Here is a 22330-nt window from a genome sequence, read left to right as displayed (position 1 = left end):
AGAATGAAATAGTATGAGTGGAAGTCCGGAAGGGTGGATTAATTATTCTTTTCTACGAATGAAAATTGGTATCATTATCTATTTAGTGCCTAAATTGAGAATAATGATACCGTTTTTAATGTGGCCGATATCAGGCTGGACTATGCAGGTTATCTTTGCAGCGACTAAACAGCAGGCATAAAAAAGGCAAGCCGAGCAGCAGGTGTACAGCCAATTGTTGCGGGGCTGGCAACGCCAGGGGCTGGCTGAGCATAGCCAGCAATCCGGCGCCACTCATTTGCATTACCCCTATCAGCGCCGATGCCGTACCGGCCTGATTGGCAAAGGGCGCCAGTGCATTGCCTGCTGCGGCACCCAGTGTAAAAGCAAACCCGACAGATGCCAGATACATGGGCAGCAGATATGCCAGAGGGTGGCTGTGTGGCGCGAGCAGCAGTAACACACCGCCGAGGGTAAATAAGCTCAGGCCAAACCGCAGCGCCTGTTGTGAATTACGTTTAATGAAATGCGGGGCGATAAAGCTGGCGGCAATGCTGATGGCGGCATTGATGGTAAACCACATGGTAAATTCCTCAACCGGGCGCCCCAGTTGTGTCATGAGCCAGCCCGGGGCACCAACCACGAACACCAGCATAGCGGCCATACCAACCATAGTAATACACGCGTTGAACATAAACTGAGGGCTGCTCAGCATAGGTCTGAAGCGACGCAAATCAAGCAGGTGGCCTGAGTATACTGTGCTTTCGGGTTTGGTTTCCCGATACAGCGCCAGTACCAGAATGAGGCCGATGGCAGCAAAGCCACTCAAAAAGGTAAAGTTACTGCGCCAGCCAAATTCCAGGGTCAGCCAGGCGCCCAGGATCGGTGCCAGTGCCGGAATAAAGCACACTATGCCGTTGAGATATGTGATCATCTGGCCACTGCCTTTATGGCCAAAGCTATCCCGGACGATGGCAAATGCACTGACAAAGGTGGCGCACGCGCCTAGGCCCTGCAACACGCGCGCGACCATGATCCAGTGCCACTCATCCAGCAACGTGGCCAGCAGTGCGCCACTGCCAAAGAGTAAGATCCCGGACAGGGCAACCGGGCGTCGGCCATACTTATCGGCCAGAGGCCCAGCAAGTAACTGGCCCAGGCCCACAGCCAGCATATAGATACCGACGGTTTGCTGGATCTGCGCTTCGCTCACAGCCAGGTCTTGCTGCATATTAACGAAGGCGGGTAAATACAAATCGATCCCCAGTGGACAAAACACCACCAGTAGGGCGAGTATAAAAATCAATAGTTTGCTGGTTTGTTGCTGCATGCTGTCTCCTTAGTGGCGGGTATTGTAGGGAAGCTAAGAAAAAAAGACAGGACAAAGCGCCGGGATCAGACAAATTTCTGTGTACTGGAGACAAAAAAGCCGACCACGTGGCCGGCTTGATTATTGATTGAGTGTCAGTATTTATATCTAACTAAGGAGATTCAGGCAGTACAAATACTTTCAGCAGAGTTTTTGATTGCGCCCGCGCCAGCGATGGCATTAGCAGTACAGATACTCTCTTCTGTATTGTCAATTTCTTTACCTCGGGTACGCCTTCCGCCTGCGATGTTAGCGGTCATCAGTACCGGTAAGCGCGTGGTGTCTTTAGACAGCATTTTGATGTGTTTTTTAGTGAGCTTCATTCTATTTTCCTTATTTTGCTGTTTTTCTTTTTGTGCCTGTTTGTTTTAACTCAAAATTTTAAACTAGGCAATCGTTTGTTTTTTATTCTGGTTATTTTGTGCTCACTGTCCAGAGGTCCTGGGCTGAGCCTGGCCATGCGTATCTGAGACCAGAATGCTCTGCCAGTGCCGTCTCGGAGCCGGGCTGCCAGATTCATTTGGCTCGCCAAATCGGGCAAAGAAAACCGGCAGCTCTGCCTGGCTCAGGCTCTCGGCCAAAGCTTGTCTGGCGTTGTCGTGTTGCACCAGCACGCTGATCGGATGCATGGCCCAGCCCCATTGTTGCAGCCTGAGCCACATAGCACCCAACCCTAACCCGGCGCGAAATAAGGCCTCATCGCCTTCCTTCGTGGTGCTCAGCGCCAGATACTGTGGCCCCGCTTCAACCAGTTCCGCCAGGCCCTGCGCCATCTTGGCTGGTAACCCCAGTAACTTGTTTAAGCCGCTCAGTCGCGGATGAAATGCCACTTTAAAAAAGGTTTTAAAACTGCCAGAGACCGGTCCAAACAGGTTATGCAGATAGAACCCGTCTTCATACTGGCGACGTTCATCAAAGCGAATATAGCTGTAGGTTTCACGCCAGGCGGCCCGATTTGCAAAATCCAGTCCGGCATAGGTCCGCGTCAGGCGTGCCAGTGCCTTGCCATGGGTGTGCTGATAATAAATACCCAGCGTAATGGGGTAGGGTTTCAGTAATGTGTTCAGCTCGCTGTGTTGCTGCGCACTGAGCGCAGTGTTGCGATAGGCAGAGCGCACGGTGTGGCGTTGTTGCAGCTGCTCAGACAGGCTGGCAAAGGCGCTTTGCTGTTGAGGTTGCTCTGGGCCGGGCATAAAGCGAATGAGGGCCCTGTCTTCGCCAGCTAATGCCTGTTGCTCTTGTGCATCGCACCAGCGCCAGTGTAGCGGATAGCCGCGCAGACGCACCAGCTGTTCAAGGAAGTGGAAAAAAATCCCACAGCTGAGCAGCATTTCACGCTCCAAAGAGGGCAGTCCGGTTAGTTTTCGGCGCTTGTCAATGGCCAGATAGCCGCAGTGGATCACGGGATCAAAGTGCACCGTCCAGGGCTGACAGTTATGCGAAGAAGGTGCCAGACGTGCCAGTTGAATGGTCTCTGCCAGCGCGTGTTCAAATGTACAATGGGTCATGTTGCGCTTCCATGTCGGTTAAAAAAAGTGTCGGGGTGACTTTTGCGTTGCCAGCGATACACACTGCACAGCAAAAGTAGAGCGTTTGCCACAGCCAGTAGCAGGCCATTGTAAGCGCACCACTTTGGCTGGTGACACGGCCACCGCTGACGGCGCCACACTTGAGATCGGGTTGGATCTGGATGTCGCGAAAATCAAAGGGCAGGCCCCGGCCATGTAACTTAAGATATGCCTCGCGAACTGACCACAGCGCGCTCTGAGTGAGCATGTCGGCTGACAGCTCTCTATGATTAAACAGACGCTGCTGGCTGGAGCGTGAAAAGCCACGATAAACCTGAATATCGATACCCAGAGACACCGGGGCGGTAGCAACTGCGTACCAGTTTTGGCTATGGCTGGCAGACAGGCTCAGCAGGGGCTGGTTTTCGCCCGCAAAGCCAAAAGGTTGTCCGCTGGGTGTATGGCAAAGCCGAACGTGGCCCGTGCAGTTAGTTTGTTGCAAAGCCTCGGTCGCCAGTATCCGGCACTGCTGTTTTACACGACTCCCCTGGCTTAAGCGTGGTGCGTGCGCAGAGGGGTCGGCATATTGTCTGATGTAGAGCTTGGGCGAGACGGGGGTCTCACCCACAGGCGCAACCAGCTGTGGTGCTATCACTGCTGATATCCCTGCGCTATCCGCTCACCTTTAAACTCTTCGACCACCTCGGCCATTTCATCAAAGCGGCTGACCAGGCTTTGGAACAAGGGCGTGGTCATATCCTGCTCAAACGCCTGCTCGGATTCCAGGTAGATGGTTTCAACAAAGTGAAAGGGGGCATCGGCTTCGCTGGACGCTTCAAATACGGCAAAGGCTTTGACTGAGTCCAGTTGTTCGCAGGCTTTATAGTCGGTGGTTTCTACCCAGTCGCGAAACGCACCCAGGTGGGCAATATTTTTTAAACGAATTTTGTGAACGATGAGTTTCATTATGATTCCTTTGAATGAGTTTGAATTAAGGTCAGATGATAATTAATGCCCCCGGTACCAAAGGCATTAATGGCACCAATGCGCTGTTTGTCAGCCAGCCATGGCCAGGGCTTGGTCTGCTGAGGCACGACTGCGGGAATACTGTCAAAAGGCAGAGCATCATTCAGTTCGCCCACAACCGGGGTGGGTGGAATACTGTCATGCTCCAGTGCAGCCAGCATTTTTGCCAGACTGATGGCACCGGCACCGGCAAAGCAGTGACCAAAGTTGTATTTGCCCGAGCCCAAGTAGAGTGGCTGCTGGTGTTCGCGGCGATAGGCGGCGCACAGCGATTCCAGCTCGGCCTGATCGCCCAGCGTGGTGCCTGTGCCATGGGTTTCCAGATACTGCACCTGCTCGGGATTAACCGACGCCAGCTGCAAGGTTTTATACATGGCCAGTGCCTGGCCCCGGGGGTCTGGCGCTGTCATAGAGCGACTATCACAGGAGCCGGAAATGGCATCTATGTGGGCAATGGCGTGTGATGTGCCGGAGTTTGCCTGTAGTACAAACAGGCCGCCACCATCACCTGGGGTAAAGCCATCGGCCCCTTTGGCAAAAGGCCGGATGCGCTGCGCTGAGAGCATCATTTGTGCGCCACACAGAACCAGATCGCGCTCCAGTGTCGCGGTTTCAATACCCGCGACCACAATGCCGTCATAGCGTCCCGATTGCAGCCCTCTGACCGCGTTGTGCAGTGCCGCCATCGAGCTGGCACAGGCGGCTTCAATGGCGATACAGTCGGCACCGGGCATGCCCAAGTGCTCCGCCAGTAATCGCGCGCCCCCGAGGCCGGTTGCCCCGTACCAGCTCCAGCGGTTGATGGCGGGCGGGGTGGGCTGCGGCAACTGAGTAGGCGCAGCGGGTAGTTGATCCCACAGTGCGCTTGCCCCCGCCTGACGATCGGCATCCAGCGACAAATTACAGGCCAAAATTACGGCAGGGCGCTTAAATGCGCCTAACTCTATTGACTGTGCTGCCTGCAGCAGTCGCAGCTGCGACACATCCAGACGCGCTTTTTTAGCCGGCATCATAGCTTTGTTTAGCGTCACATCAAGCGGATTATGGCTGTCAAAGCTCATCGCAGTATTGATATAGGTGCTGAGCTTTTGCGGTGTATCCCTGACGAAGGCCTGTGTATTGAGTTGCTGCGCTGACTGGGGGCGCAACAGGTCATCGCCATCAGCCAGGGTTTGCCAGAAACGCTTTGTATCATGGCCCAGCGCGGTAATGGGCCGGTATTGTGTGATGGCGACTTGCGTGTCGTGGCATGCAGTATTGTCGTAGTTCAGGTCGGTGTGGATCTGCCAGTCTGGCCCCAGGCAGGCAGCACCTGCGCAGCTTGATGCACCACTGAGGTACATGCCAAGTAACTGATAAAAAACCTGACTGGCACCGGCGAAGTAGCCCGCTGGTGCCTGCTCTGTGTCTGAGGTCGTGATGGTGCCAAGCTGCATCAGAACTGGCCAGTCCTGCTGCTGTGCAACGGCAACGGGGCAGACTACCAGGCTGATGGCACCTTCCAGCCAGGGTTGCTGAATTGAGACGCCTTGCTGGTGCAGCATTTCGCTCTGATACGAGTGATGAAAACACTGAATGCTGGTCAGTACCGCAAGCAGACTGTCCTGATAGCGAAAGTTGTCCTGCGCCGCCTGCAGCAGGCGTAAGCCTCCAAGGTCGCCGCCATCCAGGGTCTGACATTTGCCCCGGGTGTGAGCAAAATGGGCAATGCGAGCGGGAATGGTCGAGGCCATTTCGCCAACCCGGTCGTGCGATGTGGCACCTAAGGTACCAGCAAGCGCTTGCTTGTAGGCATCAATCTGTGACCGCGCGTTTTCACCGCGCTCCAGTTGCTCAGCGAGCGTACGCAGCGCAGTTACTTTGGTGGCGTTACGATAGGCGGCATCGCTGCCCATATGGGTGGCACACAGCTGATCGCAATGATCGCGTAGCGCATCGCTCAGGGTCAGCTTGCTCAGTGCTTCTTCGGCACTGAGCAACGCCATCCGGGTTTCACGACTGACGGCTTTGCGAAACAACGGCGGAATAGAAAACTTCTTGTAGTCAAAGTGGTCGGTGTCTACCTGACCCCCTTGCAGTGGCTCACCGGCAACTGTCCAGCCAAAGGGGCTGACAAACTGGCTCGCCCGCCAGGCACGCTGTTGCATTATGGTCGCAAAGTCAGTGCCGCCGGGCAGGGCGCAGCCAATCCCGACAATGGCCAAAGGAGAAGGTGCGTGTCTGCTCATAGTTTGCCTCCCATACTCATACCAACTCCGCCAGGCGTCTTCGGTCCACTTTGCCATTGGCGTTGAGTGGTAGCTGCTTAGTGACCACCACTTTGTGTGGCAGCATATAGGCGGGCAGCTGTTGTTTTAAATGCTGCTTTAACGCCAGCAACGAGGGTTTCTCGGCGCCGTCTTTAAGTGTGATCAGCGCAATCAGCTTATGCTGTAGCTCGTCCTGCGCCAGATGCAGTGCGGCTTGTTCAATGGCCGGGTGCTGATGCAGCAAAGACTCAATTTCGCCCAGCTCAACCCGGTAACCGTTGAGCTTAACCATATCGTCGATACGACCGCGATACACCAGTCCATTCTCGCTCAGCTCGACCAGATCGCCGGTTGCATGGCACTGCTGTTGATGAAACGCCGCAGCGCGCGGTAGTGCCACATTGGCATAACCCGGGGTCACGCAGGGTCCGCCGATCAGCAGCTCACCACTTTTGCCCAGGCTTTCTGATAAGGGCGTTTGTGTGCCAGACTCGTCTATCAACCAGCCTTCCAGAGCGGGCAGCAAAGCACCTATGGGCAAATGGCGCAGTTCGCTCAGTTGCGCTCTGTTAACCTCCCAGGCAACACAAACATTGGTTTCGGTTGGCCCGTACCAGTTGTGTAATCGGGTGCTTGTGGGCAAGCAAGTGAGCAAGCGTTGCAGCGCCGCCACCACAAACGGCTCTCCGGCAAAAATGACCTGTTTCAGGGTGGCAGTATGACTCTTGTTCAGCTCGCCACTGCGGGCCATCATGGACAAAATGGAGGGCACGCTGTACCAGATACTCACCTGGTGCTTCTTAATCCCCCGGATCAGGGCCAGCGGGTCTTTTTGCTCCTGCTCAGTGATCAGCCAGACGCAGGCACCTGTGCGCACTGCTGCAAACAAGTCAAAGGTGCTTAAATCGAACGCCAAGCTGGCATGATTAGCCAGTGTATCCTCGCTGTCTACCCGGATGGTGTCGACTGCCCAGTCGATGAAAAAATCCAGCATATCGTGACTTATCTGCACGCCTTTGGGTGTGCCGGTTGAGCCAGAGGTATAAAGTATTGCGGCAATGTCGGTATCCCGGTGCTGGCGTAAGCGCGACATATAGGCGGCGAGGTCGTGCTCATAGTCGTTGCTGTGGGCCAGACTGTCGAGTGTATTCAGCCAGTCCTGATCCAGCACCAGGGCCGGCTTGGCAGCGGTTATGATGCGCTCAATCCGGGCCTCGGGCTGGCTGTAGTCGATGGGAATATAATGATTGCCACTGAGCCAGCAAGCGTAAATGGCGGCAACGGTATCCGGCTGTTTGGGTAAATTTAGCAGCACCGGCGCCTTGTCCAGACCCAGCGCGCATAGCGCATTGGCAATTTGGCTGGCACGCTCAGCCAGTTGCGCATAATCCCACTGCTGCTGGGCACAGATCAGCGCCGTTTTATGCGGTGTCTGCTGAGCATGGCTCAGCAGATTCAGCGCAAAACGGGCCGATGACGGAATTGTCGTCATACTCAGGCCTCCGCCAGTCCTGCTTTCACGTCCTGACTGAGTGGCACGCCCACTTCCAGTGCCCCTTCAACCAAAATACGATAGGCCTCATCCAAATCCGCTTTGGTGTGCTCACTGGTGATGCTCAGGCGCAGGCGCGCATCGCCAACAGCCACGCCCGGGAAAACCACGGTCTGACAATACAAGCCACGGGCACGTACGGCGCGTCCCAGAGCCAGGGTTTTAGCATCATCACCGACCACCACAGGAACGATGGCCGAGTCGGAGTTTTCCAGATCAAAGCCCGCCTGCAACATCAGGTTACGGAAGTAATAGATATTGTCCCACAGCTTGGTCAGGCGCTCTGGCTCGCGCAGCATCACATCAATCGATGCAATCACACCGGCTGCAACGTGGGCCGGAATGGTTGCGGCAAACACGTAAGAGTTGGAGTAGAAACGCAGGAACTCCACCACATCGCCATCACCACAGACAAACCCGCCCAGGCCAGACAGGGCTTTACTCATGGTACCCAGCTCCAGGTCGACTTCGCCTTTCATGTTAAAGTGCTCGGTAGTTCCTGAACCGGTTTTACCCAAAACGCCGGTAGAGTGTGCATCATCGACCAGCACGCGAGCGCCATAGCGCTTGGCCAGCTTCATCAGGCGCGGCAGGTCGACGATGTCGCCGTGCATGCTGAACACGCCGTCGGTCACAATCAGTTTGCCACCAGGGTGGTCGGCATATTTGGCCAGCGATTTTTCCAGGCTGTTCAGTGAGTGATTGTAGATCTTGCGCTGTGCACCGGCCAGCTTACAGCCATCTGTAATGCTCATATGGTTAATGGCATCGGTAAAGATCAGGTCGTGTTTCGAGGTCAGGGCGGAAATACAGCCTAAATTTGCCGAGTAGCCAGACGGGTAAACAATACAGGCTTCGCGGCCTTTTAGTTTGGCCAGCTTGCGCTCCAGCTCCAGGTGCAAGACGTTACTGCCAGCAATGATCCGACACCCTGTGTTGGTGGCACCATACTGGCCAGCGGCATCCTGAATGGCCTGGATCACTTCGGGGTGGTTAGACAGGCCCAGATAGCTGTTGGAACCAAACATCAGAAACTCACGACTGGTGCCGGTGACTTCATCAAACATGACTGCACGGTTTTTACACGGCGTTTCCAGTGGCATACCGTACCAGTAAAGTTGCTGCGCCTTTTTCTTGTCGTAGAAAGCTTTAAACTCACTGGCTTTGTGGAATAAATCCGGGTGCTGGATCCCGACAAAGTCGCGCATGGTGCGAGTGTCGCCATCGTCACTGTCTATCTGGTGCTGTACTTCGTCATTTTTTGCGGCTGGATTGAGCAGCTCATCAATCAGCGGGTTTTTGCTCACCAGCTCAGCGGCCCATTGTGGGCCTTTTTCTTCTACCAGTAAGCTGGCAAACGCCTGCTCCAGCTCAGCCAGTGTTTTACAGCCAGGAATGTTTAAATTGTCTCTGAGTCCCAGGGCTTTGAGCAGCTCGCCCTGAGCTGAGACCACAGTGACTGAATCGATACCTAAGTCGCTCTCAATCTCGGCATCCATACTCAGGTCATTGGTGTTATAGCCGCTGAAGCTGGCAAACACCGAGCGTACCTGTTCACGCAGCCAGCTGTGCGCATCTTGTGGGCTATCGGCACTGACTGTCGCTTTGACCTCGCTGAGGTGAAATTCTTGTGCAGCGATTTGCTCAACCGCATCGCCAATACAGTGAATATTCTGAATCGACAGCGGATTTTTAAGCTGTAGTTGCTTAGTCAGTGCTGCGGTCACTTCGGCCAGGGCAATGGAGTCGATACCAAAGTCATTTTCCAAATGACTGGTCAGGTCCAGGGTATTGGCAGGGTATTCTGTAAGCTCAGCAAATGTCTTCAGGACTTCCTGTTGCAGGGTTTCCATAATATCCGGATTTACTTTTGGATTCGTGGCACTCATTTCAAGCCTCCTTATGCTTGCTCTGTCTGAAGGCGTTCAACCAGGCTGACCATGGCATCGACTGATGCAAAGTTGCCCGGGTGGATCTCCTGCATACCTATGTTTAACTGGGTTTCTTGTTTGAGGTAATCGACCAGGTCAAAAATGGCCGCCGAATCAACGATATTTAATTCAAACAAGGGGGTTTGCGACTCAAGGCCGTCTGTTTCGCCGTCGAGAAATTGCTCGGCGATATGGTCTAGTAATTTTGTGGCTAACATCCTGCTACTCCTTCTGTTAGTGCCCGATCAGGCTTTTTCGCCGACGATCAGGGTCCGTGGCCCGGGGATCTCAAGAATGCGGGCGTTGCTGAATCCGGCTTCGTGGAAGCGGGCCAGGTATTCTTCACTGCTGCTTTCAATCCCCCCGTCTGTGGACACCAGCATATTCAGTGACAGCAAAGCGGTGAACTCAGGACCCGACTTGTCATCGTTCAGCGGCGTTTCTGAGGCAATAAAGCGGCCACCGGCTGGCATGGCGTTGTAGATATTTTTCAGTATGGTGATCTGAGTTTCTGGCGCATAGTCGTGCAGCATCCAGCCCAGGTGAATGAGGTCGTAATCGCCGATCGGCAGGTTACCGGCGATGACATCGCCTTCCACGACTTCGATGCGATCGCCATAGCCTTGTTCACCCAGCTTGTCGCGCAAAAATGCCGACGCCTGAGGTAATTCACAGATGGCCAGCGACACGCCCGGGTGGGCATTTGCCACGGCAATCGGCAAGGTGCCAATGCCACTGCCGATATCCAAAAAGGAGTGGTGCTGGGAGAAATCGTAATCTTTGACGAAGCCTTCGATGAAGGGAGCGGCAAATTTGCCCAGAAATTCCTGGAAGTCTGCTACGTCATCCGGGTTTTGATACAGAATGTCGAACCAGCTGCGATTGTCACCAAATACCGCTTCACGTTGATTGGTATCGCTTTTTACCGCGCTGCTTAGCTCGCCCCACAAAGGGTATAAGAAAGTATCAATGTGGCGGCCCAGCCAGCCCAGCCACATCGGTTCATCACTCACCAAAAAGGCGTGATGCTGGGCAGGCAGGTGGTACAGGTCGTGCTGTTTAGTGAGATAGCCCATGGCATTTAGCGCGATCAGCATTTGCTCAGTAGAGCGCAGCGGTGCGTCGATTTTGTCTGCCAGTTGCTGAGCGCTCAGGTCCGTGTCGCGAAAATGATCAAACAGTTTTAACGATAATGCAGCGGTCACGGCTTTGGCCTGGAAAAAGCCCATCATGTGGTTGACGACGTCTTGTTTGTTGAGAGTCATAAGTAATCCTTATCAATCATGTATTACGTTGTGGGTCGGGCCTGGTTGGCTGCGCGACCCGTGTTCCTTAATCTAAAAAGGTCGAAAGTTCTTCACAGACCGCAGAGAAAGCGCTGACAAAGCGGTCAATCTCAGGTTTAGTGATCACCAAAGGTGGCTGGATCCGGATCACCGTTGAACTGTTGGCGGTGACAAAGGTGAGGATCTGATGGTCCAGACAGAATTTGGTGACAAACTTGAGGCAGAACATTTCGCCCAGGGTTTGTTCCATGCGTTCCATGGCCGCCTGCAGGTGCTCGCGGACCGGATCGGGCAGGAACTTCCAGGTGCTGTGCCAGTCTCCTGGCAGGCGGGTGGCAAACTCTCTGGCTGAGGCGGCCACGGCCCCGTCAAAGGTTTGCTCAAACTGGATCCCCAGCATCAGACCTTTACCGCGAATTTCGGCCACAAAGGGGTATTTATCGGCAATGGCCTGGAGCTCAGCTTTGAAATAGCTGCCCAGCTCATCAGCACGCGCCGCCAGATCCTGCGCAACGATCTCTCGCAGGGCGGTCAGTGCGGCCACTGAGGCGAGGTTGCCGCCACCAAAGGTGGAGGTATGTACTAAGAAGCGATCTGAGGTGCCATAGGCACGCTGCCAGACATCGCTGCGACACAAGGTCGCGCCGATGGGCATGAGTCCGCCGGACAGCGACTTTGAGAGCATCAGCACATCGGGTTCGATGCCTTCCCATTCACAGGCAAACAGCTTCCCGGTGCGTGCAAGACCGGTCTGGATCTCATCGACCATCAGCAAAGTACCCGTATCCCGACAGATCTGCTGAACGGCACTCAGATATCCGGCTGGTGGCACATGCACGCCGCCTTCACCCTGAATGGGCTCTATCATCAGTGCCCCCACATCATCACGTTGCAGGGCTTCACGCAGTGCATCCAAGTCGGCAAACGGCACCTCAACCATGGCCTGGATCAGCGGCTGGAAGTATTTACGGTGTTTCTCCCGCCCGGTAATAGACAGCGCCCCCAGGGTTTTACCGTGATAGCTGTTTTTCAGATAGGCAATGCCTGGCTTACCGGTCGCGGCCTTGGCCAGTTTAATGGCCGCCTCAACGGCTTCTGTACCTGAGTTACTGAAAAACACCTTGCCCATATCGCCCGGGGCCAGATGACACAAGACTTCAGCCAGCTTGGCGGTGTGCTCTGGGACAGAAATATACTGAATAAAGTTAGGGCCCTGTTCGTCGAGGAAGGTCTTGACCGCTTCGCTGACGGCGGTTGGGTTATGGCCCAGGTTCAGACAGCCATAGCCCGCCACCATGTCGAGATAGCCTGTGCCTTCATTGTCATACAAGATAGTGCCTTCGGCTTTACGGAACACATTGTCGCAGCGCTGTTGTTTTAAAAACTCCACCATCATGGGGTTAATAAACTGATGGTGACGGTCCAGGGTGTCTTCTTTGGCTGGATCCTGGGCCAGGATGTTATCGATAAAGGTCAGCCGCTGGCTGGTGTCGCCTTTGTCGATGGCATATATGTCCTGATGGTAATAACGCTTCAGGTTGGTGACATGCTGGCGGTCAATACGTTCACCAAAGGAGGCCAGCGGATAGGCATAAAAGCCATGCTTTTCGGCCAGTTCGCCGATTTCTAACACCTTTACCGGCTCCAGGTAACGACCCAGTGAATAGTTCTCACGGCGCTGCTCCAGGGCCAGCACTATGGTTTCGGCCATACAGCCATTGAGCTGTTGTTTGATGGTGACATTCAGTGACTCACCACCCAGTTTCACTGCGTCGGTTGCCGTTACGCAGCCGCCATCGATGATTAAAATGTCATCGCGGGCCGGACGGGCATCGACATTGACGTCCCGCGGCAGCGCCACATCAATGAAGATGGAACCGGGTTGCAGTTTCGCTACATCAATCACGTCACCGGCTGAGGTGGCCCCGGCAAACAGCTTGCATTCGCCATACAAGTCGTCCGGGTTGCCGGTCAGGCTCACCCGATGGTGGTATTGCTCCGGCAGGTGGCTGAGCATGTCTGCTTTGTCTTTGTGACCGGCGCGGTGCAGCAGCTTCAGATTAAATCCTTCGGCGAGCAATAAACGGCTCAGTGCCAGGCAGATAGAACCCGGGTACCCGACAATGGCGACAGTTTCTTTTTCCGGATTGATGTCCAGCCATTCTTTAATCTGCATCAGCGCCTTGTAGCCGGCATAGGTGGTCAGCGAGTTGCCCGAGGTAATGGGGATCGGGGATTTGGCGGCGGTGGCTTCGCCGCGCCGACCAACGATTGAGGTAAAGCCACCCAGACCAACCAGCTCTGCGCCGTCAGCCACAAACTCTTGCACACCGGCGACCACGCGCTCGGCAATGCCTCTGGGATCGGCAATCATCTCTTCGGCTATCAGTGGCATGTATTTGATCATGCCTTCACAGGTCGCGCCGCTGGCTGAGGTGATTTTGGCAAAGTTCATAAACGGAACCAGGTTGGCTTTGCCCCACAGTTCACGGTTGTAGCCGGTATGCTGATCCTGGGTGTTGCGTTGCAGCAGATCGAGCATTTTAACGTAGCGTTTCAGGCCGACTGAGGTCGGGTGGGCGATAAATCCAAACTTCATGAGTTAACTTCCTGTGCTGGTGGCGTATCTGAATCGGTGTCGGAGGTAAGAGGCTCGGCGCTGTCGCGTTGCCAGCCTTTGGCAGTGGCCAGTGAAATGCCATCTCCTTCGTTGTTGTGGCCCAGTACCACGGAGAACAGCGTCAGGCGTTTTTGTGCCGTCAGTGCTGTGCGTACTGCCGTTTCATCGAACTGGGTCAGGGTCTGGGCGGAAATGTCAAAGTCCCCGATCTGCTGCTCAAATTGAGGCTGCTCTATGTTGACCAGGCGCATCTGACGTGAGGTGCGGTTGAATAAGATCCTTTCCTGATAGGTGTTGATCACCGACAGACCGCCATTGCAGAAATAGAACACGCTGATGCTCTTATCGAGCAGCTGAGGGTGAGTCAGAATGTTGTCGATAAACGCCGGTAAGATATCGGGCACTATGCCTTTGGCCCCGTCGCCAATAAAGGCGATAACATTGGAGGGGCTGGTATAAGCCAGATAGCCACTGGCCAGCAAAGCGTCGCCCATCAGGGCACGACCATACCAGCCAGAAAAGCCGCGGCGTGTTTTGGCCACGTTACGCACGGCGGAAATGCCACAGCGACCGACATCATAGACACCGGTATAGTCAAAGTTTTCGTGTTCAATTAAATCTTCTATCACGCGATTGAGCTGACAGAAAAAGTAGTTCGGTGACATTGGCAGGCTGGGTAGCTTACTGAGCACATCAGACTGGGTATCCGGGTAAGCCATGATCCGCGCCATACGTCTGGCCCGCAGCGATTCGCTGACATTGAGGTGCTTTTTCACCGCCTGCAGGAAATCACGACAGCGCATATGCAAATGCAGATCGGCAAACGGCGACAGGTGGGTTGCTTCTTTGGTCAGTTGCACCAGGTGGACCTTGCGCTCCAGGCGGCCATCTGAAAATGGCGTGGCAATCTGAGCAACCCGGCTTTTGAGCATAAACAGGCACTGCTCATCTGTACTGTTGAGCTTGTCTTTGGTATGAAAGTAGTTGTAAACCCGCGGCGTATAACCATAAATGGCCAGCGTGCCGAGGAAGTTGTCATTGCGTTTACCCTGGTAATATTTAGGCGCCGTGCCCGGGTGGGCCAGGCTGTCTACCAGCGCAATGCCTGCTTGCTGGGCTATGTCATGGATCAGAGCATATTCATCCTCACTGACCGGACCGAGCTGCCAGACAAGCTTTTCCGGTCCGTTATTGATAAGCTCGATGGCCTGACGGAGTTCGTCGGTCATGACTTCAATGGGCTCATCGCTTGGGCTCGCAGGCAGGGCTTCGAGTGCAGGTAAATCCAGTTCCAAAGAAGACTCGAGCACATTCTGAGTGGCCAATACCACAACCGGTCCCTGACCCTGATGATAGAGCCGGTAAACTTCTGCCAGGTTTTCACCTATCTGTTCAATTTCATCCATGTATACATAGGGAATGCGCTTAGCGGCCAATACTTCGCGCATGTCCTCACTGGCCGTGATGGTGCCCTGAAAGCTGTACCACTGACTCAGGCGGTTTTCGGCGACCACAATGATCCCCTGCGCTGCCGTTTCTTTCAGATTGGCCAGGGTACCTTTAAATTCATCCATCATGCCGGATGTGACCACGGCCAAAAACGGCATGCGGTAGAGCTGCCAGTTGGCAATCGCACCACAGGCAATGGCGTGCTCATTTGGGCCTCTTAGCACCAGGGCGCCTTGCTTTTCGGCGTGGCGGTCGAGGTGGCCGATAAGGTTGGAAACCACAGAGCCGGTATAATAAGACACCAGCCAGTGCTCGGGCGCTGTTCGGGCAAAGAAGTTGATTAGCTGGTCGCCCAGGGTATTGTGCAGCTCCAACGAGCCAACAGGTTTGACCCGGCGGTTGGCATAATTCATTTCGAAAAAGTCCATCCACAGTCGTAACAGCTCGGTCTGGAAAGTGGCCGGATCGGTGCTGCGCACGATTTCACGATATTGCTGTGGCAGGTAGCTGTAGGGCGTGCGCAGCGCGCGGATAAAGGTCACGGTCGAGAAGCTGGTGTAGAAAGCCGGAATGCCGATTTTCTGCATGGCGCGGTAAAAGGCATCCAGATCGCGGTCAATTTGATCTATGCTGTCGTCTTGAAACCCCATCGAGGTTTGGTCGTAAAATAGCATGCCGACCTGAAAATCCGGTTGCTCATTGAGCGCATTGCTGTGGATGATTTTACCGGTCGCTTCGGCCAGGCTGGCGCACTGAATGACCTGGATATTGATGGCTTTCTTTTGCCCTTTTAAAAAGTGGATCGCTTTGTCTCTCACTTCGTCGTAAAGCGGGCAGGGCACCAGGGAGGGGTTTTTCAATACCAGCTCTGACTGGATGTGCACCCGGTTAAAGACGTATTCACGAATGTCGCTCAGCACGCTTAACCCGGTATGAAAAAATTGCTCGTCACGGGTTACGACAATCACACCCACGGTGATGGTATCTTGCTTGGCCCCAGTGCGCGGCGTCTCGGCTTGCCATATATGCTCAAAGCCGGATACGCTCGACTGAGTGCTTAATCCTGTAATGCTTGTCATAATTTATTCCTTCTGCTGCCTGCTAAAAACTCGGTTCGCTTGGAAAATTGCACGCAACGACCCGCAACGGCGGCAGCACGCTACTTGCCGTTGTACTTTTAAGTTGAATGTTGGGTATGTTGCGGGTCAGTGACCCGCATAGGATCTCGCTATTCTCTTTGGATGATCACTGTGCCCTGGTCCCCATCAAGGATCAGCGTGTCGCCGCTTTTTATGGCCGCAGTCGCACTGTGTAAGTTCACTACGGCCGGAATGCCGAACTCTCGGGCCACGATACAGCTATGAGACAAAGTGGAGCCGATGTCCGTCACGACCCCACTGGCCAGAGCGAACAGCGGTGTCCAGCTGGCATCGGTAAAGCGGGCGACCAGAATTTCTCCCGGCTCCAGCTCACCAGCCTGGGCCTGCAAGTCGGTGATGACGCGGGCTTTGGCAACGACTTTGCCGGGGCTGGCTGCCAAGCCACTCATTGAATCGCTATGCGCTTGCGAGGTGGTTTTCATTTTGGGCGTATAAGGCCCAATAATGGCCATTGGCGGCTCTTCGGCATGGAGGTTAAACAAATGACTGTGGCGGTTGGCATTGAGCAGCGACTCGCTGAATGCCTCGGCTGCACCCATGCGCCCGGCGACATAGTCACGCAGTCGGTTGAAGTCGATGTAGGGTAAGTCTTCAACCTTGGCCAGGTTGTCTCGCTCCAGCCGTGATAACACCTCCAGAATGATGCAGCGATAGAACCAGGTTTCGGTGATAAACGTCGGGCGTGTTGCTTCGCGGCGCTCTGCCATCACGCCATACAATTTAATGATGGTTTTGAGTTTAAACCGTGCCCCTGCTGGCAAGGCTTTAAAGAGTTGCTCGCTGTCGGCTTCGCGCAGGCTCTCGGTTTCTTTAAGTTTTTTCTCCAGGTCCACCGGGTGTTTAAGGTACATTTTCATGACCTGCAACAGGTAACTTGGGTCGTCACGCCAGCGCGGAATACTCAGCTCAAATTCCTGCCGGCCGCGGGCACCAAACTCTAGTAAAAAGGCTTCAAATGGACCCTGCCAGAACGGCTGTCCCAGTGGATGAGCGGGCAGTATATTAACCAGCTCTTCGGCTTCAAAGCGCTCAAATACGGCTTTTAGTTCATTGTTCTTTTGAACATGTTCTACCAGGTCGATGATCCCACGTGTCACCTCAATGGTACGCAAATTGTTCATCGAGGCTTTGATGCGATTTTGCAGCCCTTCACCTTGCTCTTTAAAGTGCTCTTCACAGGTTTCCGCCAGGGCATCGTACAAAGCAAATGACTGCAGGAAAAACGGCATGTAGGCTGCACAGGAATCGAGGAAGTACTGGTCGATGCGAGTCAGCTCTTTATCCAGCTCACTGAGTGACATACTGGGCAGGTCCAGTGCGAGAAAACGTTTGGTCTCGTTTTCTCGCAGGGCAATCATGTCTTCAACGATTTTGCCTGCATTGCGCATATTGTGCACTTGCTGTTTTAGCCAGTGCCAGGCACTTTTGGCGTAATCCCAGCCCTCGACGCCGCGACCATAGGGGTTGCGATAATTACTGAAATCTATGTCTGAGGTGGCATAGCGGGTGGTAAATTTCATTTCGTCCCGGGTGGGCGGGCACTGGCGCAACATGTGTGCCGAGCCGGAGATATTCAGATATACCTGGCCCTGGATATAGCCCATGTAAACCTGCCAGTCACTGATGTCTGACAATCCCATGGTCTTGATAGCGGGGCCATGAATGTGCTTTTGGTAGAATTCACAAAATGACAAACCAAGCGGCGTCATCAGTCCAGTGACTATTTCGCCGGTGTCCATGCGCGAAAAGAAAGCGCCGTCTTTGATGCGCTGATCTTGCTCCCACGGATTGGCGTAAATGGGCTCGGCTTTACTGGCCTGAGTGGTAACCGGGCGCGCCTGGAGCAGCCAGATCTTGCCATCTTTCAGGGCCCACTCGATATCCAGCTCGGTCTGGTATAAAGCTTGTGCTTGTTTAGCCAGCGATAACAATTGCGCCAGTTGCGCGTCATTCAGACTGGCGGCTTGTTGTTGCTCTGGCGGGGTATTCAGTAAAGTCACCTGACCCTGAGCATTGCGCTGACAATACTGAGGCTTAGTGCGGATCTCCTGTTGCAGAAGTGCACCGTTTTCTTTGTCCAGAATAAAGCTGTCGGTACTGACCTGACCCGATACGACGCCTTCGCCCAACCCCCAGCAACTGTCAATAACCACCTTGTTGGTATCGCCACTGAGTGGATCCTGAGTGAACATTACCCCGGCTGCATCGGCATCGACCATAGTTTGCAGCACCACGGCAATGGCGGTATCGGCGGCGCTGCTGTTGCGATATCCGGCGGCACGCTCTGCCCATAATGAGGCCCAGCATGCGCGCACTTTTTCCATCACGCTGTCGCTGCCCTGCACATGCAGATAGGTTTCGTACTGACCGGCAAAACTCTGGCTTTGACCGTCTTCGTCCAGGGCGGAAGAGCGCACGGCGATTTGTGCGTTGTCGCCTAAGCCCTGATAGGCCGACGCGATAGCGGCGCGCAGCGGCTCGGGAATGTCGGCGCTGAGAATGGTGTTCCGGACCTTGTCGAGCTCAACAGTACTGAGCAGCTCATCGGACAGCGCGGTGTTGACAAACGTCTGATATGCCTCTGCGGTGATGCAAAAGGCGGGTGGTACAGGCAGACCTGCACGGATCAAATGATTCAGCGAGTGGCCTTTGCCGCCCAGGTGTCCTGATTCCAGTTGTTCGTTGCCACTGAGGGCGACGACGAGTGATTGACTCATGATACCGTCTCCTTATTGCGCGGTATGGCGGTTGTATCCGTGTGTTGTAATGTTTGTTTGACTTGTGTTGCAGCCTGTTTGCCGGCGAAAATAGCACTCTCAAGATTGCCTATCCCCACGCTGTCCTGATTGGCAAAGTGCACACTCCCGTGCGGTTGTGAAGCACGCTGAAATACTCCACTGGCCTGCTGGCCTATGATCGAGGTGATAAGGGCGTCGGGCCAGTACCAGATCTGAATGTCTTCGACGATGCGTGGGTCGACGCCGATGTTGTTCAGCATCAGTGAGATTTCCCGATAGGTTTGTTGCTGCAACCCGGCAAAGTTGTTCTCTGCCGTGCGACCCTGGCGCTCTGGGCGGGTAGTGGGTTTGAGTAAAGTCAGTACACCTCCCTCACTGCGGCTATCGCTGTCCATCCAGTTGGCAACCAGGCAGGTGCCCGCTTTACACCAGGCGTATGGCTGCTCGGGGTGGTCCGGTTCAATCAGGTAACCGCCAAAGGAATGGCTGAGCACCGGGCGTGATAGCAGCGCGTTGGCCAGATAATAGTCTTCGTGGCGGATAGCTTTGATGGCATTGACCTGATCTTCGGGCAGTGTCGGGAGCCAGTCGGTGACGCTATGCTTGGGGGCGGCCCAAATGAGTTTCTTCGCCTTTACCGACATATTGTGGTGTTGCACCTTCGCGGTCAGTTGCACGCCTGCCTCAGTATTGTTGAGGTTGACCAGCGCGACATCGCTTAGCAATGTGACGTTAGATTGCTGATGCAGGTGGGCAACCAGCGCTTCACTGATATGGCCGTTGCCGCCAGGTAAAGTCACCAAGTTACCGCGCAGGTAGCCAACCAGAAAATGTAAGCCCACATAAGCGGATACTTCATGAATATCCAGGCACTCGACTCTGAGCGTGGTTGTGACTGCATTTTCAACCAACTTGCCAAGCTTGCGAGGGGGTTTTAGCTCATCCGGGAATGCGGCGGTTTTTTCCGGCTCAAACAGATAACTGTACAAAGACAGGCTGTCCAGTTGCACCATGGCTTCTTTGCTCAGGCCAGCGTTTTCCTGCCAGGGTACTTGAGGGTAGCGCGCAGTGCCCGGAGCAAAGCCATCCAAAAACGCATACAGGTCGGCAAAGATAGGGTCGCCCAATTGCTTTGCGGCAACAACGTACGGTTTGCCTATTACGGCATTGAGCAACAATTGTCCCGTTAGCCCCCATACTGCTGGCTTGAGCAGGTAGCGGGGAAATTTTATGAAGCCTAAAGTGATCTCATTGAGGCACTTGAGCAGTAGAATAGTATCGAAGAAAACCAATGTATCTTCGGCATTGCTTTTAAATTTTTTCTCCAGCCCCAGTTTGGTTAGTAACTGATCCATATCGGAGCCAGCAACCGGTTGCTGAAAACACACGCCGGCAATGGGGTGAGACAGGGCACGGTGGGTATTGCAGCGGGCATTACCACCAAAGGTCGGGCTTTTTTCCAGTACCAGTACCCGCTCTGTGGTGAATTCACTGGCGGCGGTCAAGCCTGACACTCCACCACCAACAATGATCACATCATAATCTTCGGCCAGTTTAGGTTTGTCGGGTGACTTAGCCTGGGCTTTGGGTTTAGCAAAATCCTGACTGCTAAACACACGTTTAGTGTCAGTACGACGGAATTGCTGCCGTAACATATGAAGCGCTGCGATAATAAAGATGGCATCCAGCGGGATCACTTGGGGCTGAGCGCGGTGCAAAATGGTAATAAACACCGCCATCATGGCCAGTTGTGCATAGATAACAAAACGGGTCCAGCGAGGGTTGAGCCACAACACCAGGCCCGAGCCAAATAATGCGACGGCAACAACGACATTGGCAATATCGCCATGCTGCGCAAGCAGGTTGCTGAGCCCTTCATACCAGGCGCCCTGATTGGCGATGGCGGCCTGACGCAGAATGTCGGGGACATTTTCTAACTGTGGAAATGCTTTGGCCAATCCGGCCAGCATATAGAGTACAGCAAAGATCCGTTGAACTAGCATGTTCAGGCTCCTCTTAAGCCAAGTTTTCGGGCGATGATCTCGCGTTGAATATCGTTAGTACCGGAAAAAATACGACTTGGTAGGGTATCCAGCAGCACCTGTACAATGCCCATGTCGGCATCGATTGCAGCACCACCGAAGGTGGCAATGGCATCCAGTGCGGACTGTACGGCGTAATCCGAAATCAAGAGTTTGCTCATGGCAATGTCTATTTCGGCATCCTGTCCCTGATCGTACTTCCAGCCCGCGCGATACAGCATCAGGCGGCATTGCTCCAGGCGCAGCTTGATATCAATGATGCGATTTGAAACCGACTGAAAGTGACCGATTTTCTTACCAAACTGTTTGCGTTCCCGGGCGTAGCTGAGGGTAGTGTCGAGTAACCTGTCCAGCGCGCCGACGAACAGCGCGAACAGGCAGCCTTTTTCCCAGATCATTGAGTCGTGGAAAATCGCCCCACCGGCGCCTTCAAAGCCGATGCGTTGAGATTCCGGGACAAATACATTGTCAAAAAATACATCTCCCATTGGACAGCTGGCCAGGCAGTCTTTGGTTTGACCGGCGTCGGTTGACAATCCGGGTGTGTCCCTGGGAATAATGAAAGCCGATACGCCCATAAAGCCGTGATCTGGGTTGGTTTGCGCGTAGGCAACAAAGACGTCGGCGAGTGGGGCATTGGTAATATAGGTTTTTTGACCATTGAGCCGGTAGCCCCCCGCTTCTTTGACAGCGGTGGTTTTCATACTGTAAATGTCGGAGCCTGCGCCGGGCTCAGTGGCCGCATTGGCTGCCATCAACTTACCTGCGACCAGGGGCTCGAGAAAGTCGCGTTTTAACTCATCACTGGCGAACCGCGCGATGGGCATTACACAGGCAAACAAATGAGCGCACAGAGAGAACGACAAACCCAGATCCCGGCTGCCTTTGCCCAGTGCCTCCACCATTAACATGGTATTAAGGGCACCCAGGTTGGCACCGCCGTAGGTTTCTTCAACAGCGAGTCCCGTGAAACCAAACTGGGCAGCCTGCTGCCAAAGTTCCGGTGCGAAGTGATGATCGCGCTGGCGCTGGTGCGCATCCTTGTCTAACACTTCAGCAGCAAAGCGAAGCGTGGAGTCGTATAACTCGGTCTGATAGTCGGAAAGCTTAAAATCCATAATATTGCACTTTGAGTTGGTTGAAATACGGCTTTTGCATTAAATGCTATTATGGAGATATGTTAATGTACCTGTCAATATTGTTAACTTGTGTTTTTTAAATGTTTTATTTGGGTTTTAAATTTGTGATTCATATTTTCTGCATAGTTTTATGGTAATTGATTCAACAATATGTTTTTAAAGACTTTTTGTTTTTCAATTTGGGTGTACTTATCATTGGTACAGAGTGTGGTTGTAAGTTTTTATTGTTAAGTTGTTATTAACTTTGTGTTTTTTAATCACATCAAAGCAGACTGCTTGTCT

At 53.9% G+C, this 22330-nt stretch carries 15 protein-coding genes; all 15 read right to left on the bottom strand.

The features are described 5' to 3' along the window. Positions 1 to 130: 130 nt before the first annotated feature. A complete protein-coding gene (locus C3B51_RS01180) occupies positions 131 to 1309 on the bottom strand; it encodes a multidrug effflux MFS transporter (RefSeq protein WP_130243894.1) in 1179 nt (392 codons plus the stop codon). A gap of 161 nt (positions 1310 to 1470) precedes the next feature. Next, positions 1471 to 1671 (bottom strand): hypothetical protein, encoded by a 201-nt coding sequence (locus tag C3B51_RS01175; protein WP_046005703.1) that lies wholly within the window; start codon positions 1669 to 1671, stop codon positions 1471 to 1473. 102 nt (positions 1672 to 1773) lie between these two features. Then, on the bottom strand, positions 1774 to 2856 hold the full coding sequence (locus C3B51_RS01170) for a prodigiosin biosynthesis protein PigM (protein WP_130243893.1): 1083 nt from the start codon (positions 2854 to 2856) through the stop codon (positions 1774 to 1776). Further along, complete coding sequence (locus C3B51_RS01165) at positions 2837 to 3511, bottom strand: 4'-phosphopantetheinyl transferase family protein (protein WP_165389095.1); 675 nt, start codon at positions 3509 to 3511, stop codon at positions 2837 to 2839. Before C3B51_RS01165 ends, C3B51_RS01170 begins: the two co-directional genes overlap by 20 nt. Next, positions 3508 to 3822 carry a RedY gene (locus C3B51_RS01160; protein ID WP_125716234.1) on the bottom strand — a complete coding sequence of 105 codons (315 nt, stop codon included), beginning with the start codon at positions 3820 to 3822 and terminating at the stop codon, positions 3508 to 3510. The genes C3B51_RS01165 and C3B51_RS01160 overlap by 4 nt, the downstream gene beginning before the upstream one ends. After that, positions 3822 to 6110, bottom strand: coding sequence for a polyketide synthase (locus C3B51_RS01155; RefSeq protein ID WP_130243891.1), 2289 nt, complete (start codon positions 6108 to 6110; stop codon positions 3822 to 3824). The genes C3B51_RS01160 and C3B51_RS01155 overlap by 1 nt, the downstream gene beginning before the upstream one ends. Positions 6111 to 6126: 16 nt before the next feature. Beyond that, complete coding sequence (locus C3B51_RS01150; protein WP_130243890.1) at positions 6127 to 7623, bottom strand: D-alanine--poly(phosphoribitol) ligase; 1497 nt, start codon at positions 7621 to 7623, stop codon at positions 6127 to 6129. 2 nt (positions 7624 to 7625) lie between these two features. Further along, the gene (locus C3B51_RS01145; protein WP_130243889.1) at positions 7626 to 9572 is read right to left on the bottom strand and encodes an aminotransferase class I/II-fold pyridoxal phosphate-dependent enzyme; all 1947 of its coding nucleotides are present in this window, start codon (positions 9570 to 9572) and stop codon (positions 7626 to 7628) included. An 11-nt stretch (positions 9573 to 9583) separates the two neighbouring features. Continuing rightward, positions 9584 to 9832, bottom strand: coding sequence for a hypothetical protein (locus tag C3B51_RS01140; protein WP_046005709.1), 249 nt, complete (start codon positions 9830 to 9832; stop codon positions 9584 to 9586). 27 nt (positions 9833 to 9859) lie between these two features. Continuing rightward, entirely contained in the window at positions 9860 to 10879 is a 1020-nt protein-coding gene (locus tag C3B51_RS01135; protein ID WP_125716238.1) for a methyltransferase, read from the bottom strand. 67 nt (positions 10880 to 10946) lie between these two features. Further along, positions 10947 to 13499: an aminotransferase class III-fold pyridoxal phosphate-dependent enzyme gene (locus C3B51_RS01130; RefSeq protein WP_130243888.1), complete on the bottom strand. Its 2553-nt coding sequence runs from the start codon at positions 13497 to 13499 to the stop codon at positions 10947 to 10949. Beyond that, a complete protein-coding gene (locus C3B51_RS01125) occupies positions 13496 to 16048 on the bottom strand; it encodes a biosynthesis protein PigD (RefSeq protein ID WP_130243887.1) in 2553 nt (850 codons plus the stop codon). The genes C3B51_RS01130 and C3B51_RS01125 overlap by 4 nt, the downstream gene beginning before the upstream one ends. A 149-nt stretch (positions 16049 to 16197) precedes the next feature. Beyond that, positions 16198 to 18846, bottom strand: coding sequence for a PEP/pyruvate-binding domain-containing protein (locus tag C3B51_RS01120; RefSeq protein ID WP_130243886.1), 2649 nt, complete (start codon positions 18844 to 18846; stop codon positions 16198 to 16200). Next, on the bottom strand, positions 18843 to 20870 hold the full coding sequence (locus tag C3B51_RS01115) for a DUF6041 domain-containing protein (RefSeq protein WP_130243885.1): 2028 nt from the start codon (positions 20868 to 20870) through the stop codon (positions 18843 to 18845). Before C3B51_RS01115 ends, C3B51_RS01120 begins: the two co-directional genes overlap by 4 nt. A 2-nt stretch (positions 20871 to 20872) precedes the next feature. Next, the gene (locus C3B51_RS01110; RefSeq protein WP_130243884.1) at positions 20873 to 22027 is read right to left on the bottom strand and encodes an acyl-CoA dehydrogenase family protein; all 1155 of its coding nucleotides are present in this window, start codon (positions 22025 to 22027) and stop codon (positions 20873 to 20875) included. Positions 22028 to 22330: the final 303 nt, after the last annotated feature.

It is taken from the genome of Pseudoalteromonas rubra, from assembly GCF_004212645.1.
Classification (GTDB): domain Bacteria; phylum Pseudomonadota; class Gammaproteobacteria; order Enterobacterales; family Alteromonadaceae; genus Pseudoalteromonas; species Pseudoalteromonas rubra_G.
Note: the sequence above shows the minus strand (reverse complement) of the source record. Positions and strands in the feature narration are given on the sequence as shown.

Bases quoted from the DNA above. Each gene is read 5' to 3' on its own strand.
- C3B51_RS01155 (WP_130243891.1), bottom strand. From the start codon at position 6,110: ATGAGCAGACACGCACCTTCTCCTTTGGCCATTGTCGGGATTGGCTGC.
- C3B51_RS01120 (WP_130243886.1), bottom strand. From the start codon at position 18,846: ATGAGTCAATCACTCGTCGTCGCCCTCAGTGGCAACGAACAACTGGAA.
- C3B51_RS01115 (WP_130243885.1), bottom strand. From the start codon at position 20,870: ATGCTAGTTCAACGGATCTTTGCTGTACTCTATATGCTGGCCGGATTG.
- C3B51_RS01110 (WP_130243884.1), bottom strand. From the start codon at position 22,027: ATGGATTTTAAGCTTTCCGACTATCAGACCGAGTTATACGACTCCACG.
- C3B51_RS01175 (WP_046005703.1), bottom strand. From the start codon at position 1,671: ATGAAGCTCACTAAAAAACACATCAAAATGCTGTCTAAAGACACCACG.
- C3B51_RS01145 (WP_130243889.1), bottom strand. From the start codon at position 9,572: ATGAGTGCCACGAATCCAAAAGTAAATCCGGATATTATGGAAACCCTG.
- C3B51_RS01150 (WP_130243890.1), bottom strand. From the start codon at position 7,623: ATGACGACAATTCCGTCATCGGCCCGTTTTGCGCTGAATCTGCTGAGC.
- C3B51_RS01160 (WP_125716234.1), bottom strand. From the start codon at position 3,822: ATGAAACTCATCGTTCACAAAATTCGTTTAAAAAATATTGCCCACCTG.
- C3B51_RS01140 (WP_046005709.1), bottom strand. From the start codon at position 9,832: ATGTTAGCCACAAAATTACTAGACCATATCGCCGAGCAATTTCTCGAC.
- C3B51_RS01125 (WP_130243887.1), bottom strand. From the start codon at position 16,048: ATGACAAGCATTACAGGATTAAGCACTCAGTCGAGCGTATCCGGCTTT.
- C3B51_RS01170 (WP_130243893.1), bottom strand. From the start codon at position 2,856: ATGACCCATTGTACATTTGAACACGCGCTGGCAGAGACCATTCAACTG.
- C3B51_RS01130 (WP_130243888.1), bottom strand. From the start codon at position 13,499: ATGAAGTTTGGATTTATCGCCCACCCGACCTCAGTCGGCCTGAAACGC.
- C3B51_RS01180 (WP_130243894.1), bottom strand. From the start codon at position 1,309: ATGCAGCAACAAACCAGCAAACTATTGATTTTTATACTCGCCCTACTG.
- C3B51_RS01135 (WP_125716238.1), bottom strand. From the start codon at position 10,879: ATGACTCTCAACAAACAAGACGTCGTCAACCACATGATGGGCTTTTTC.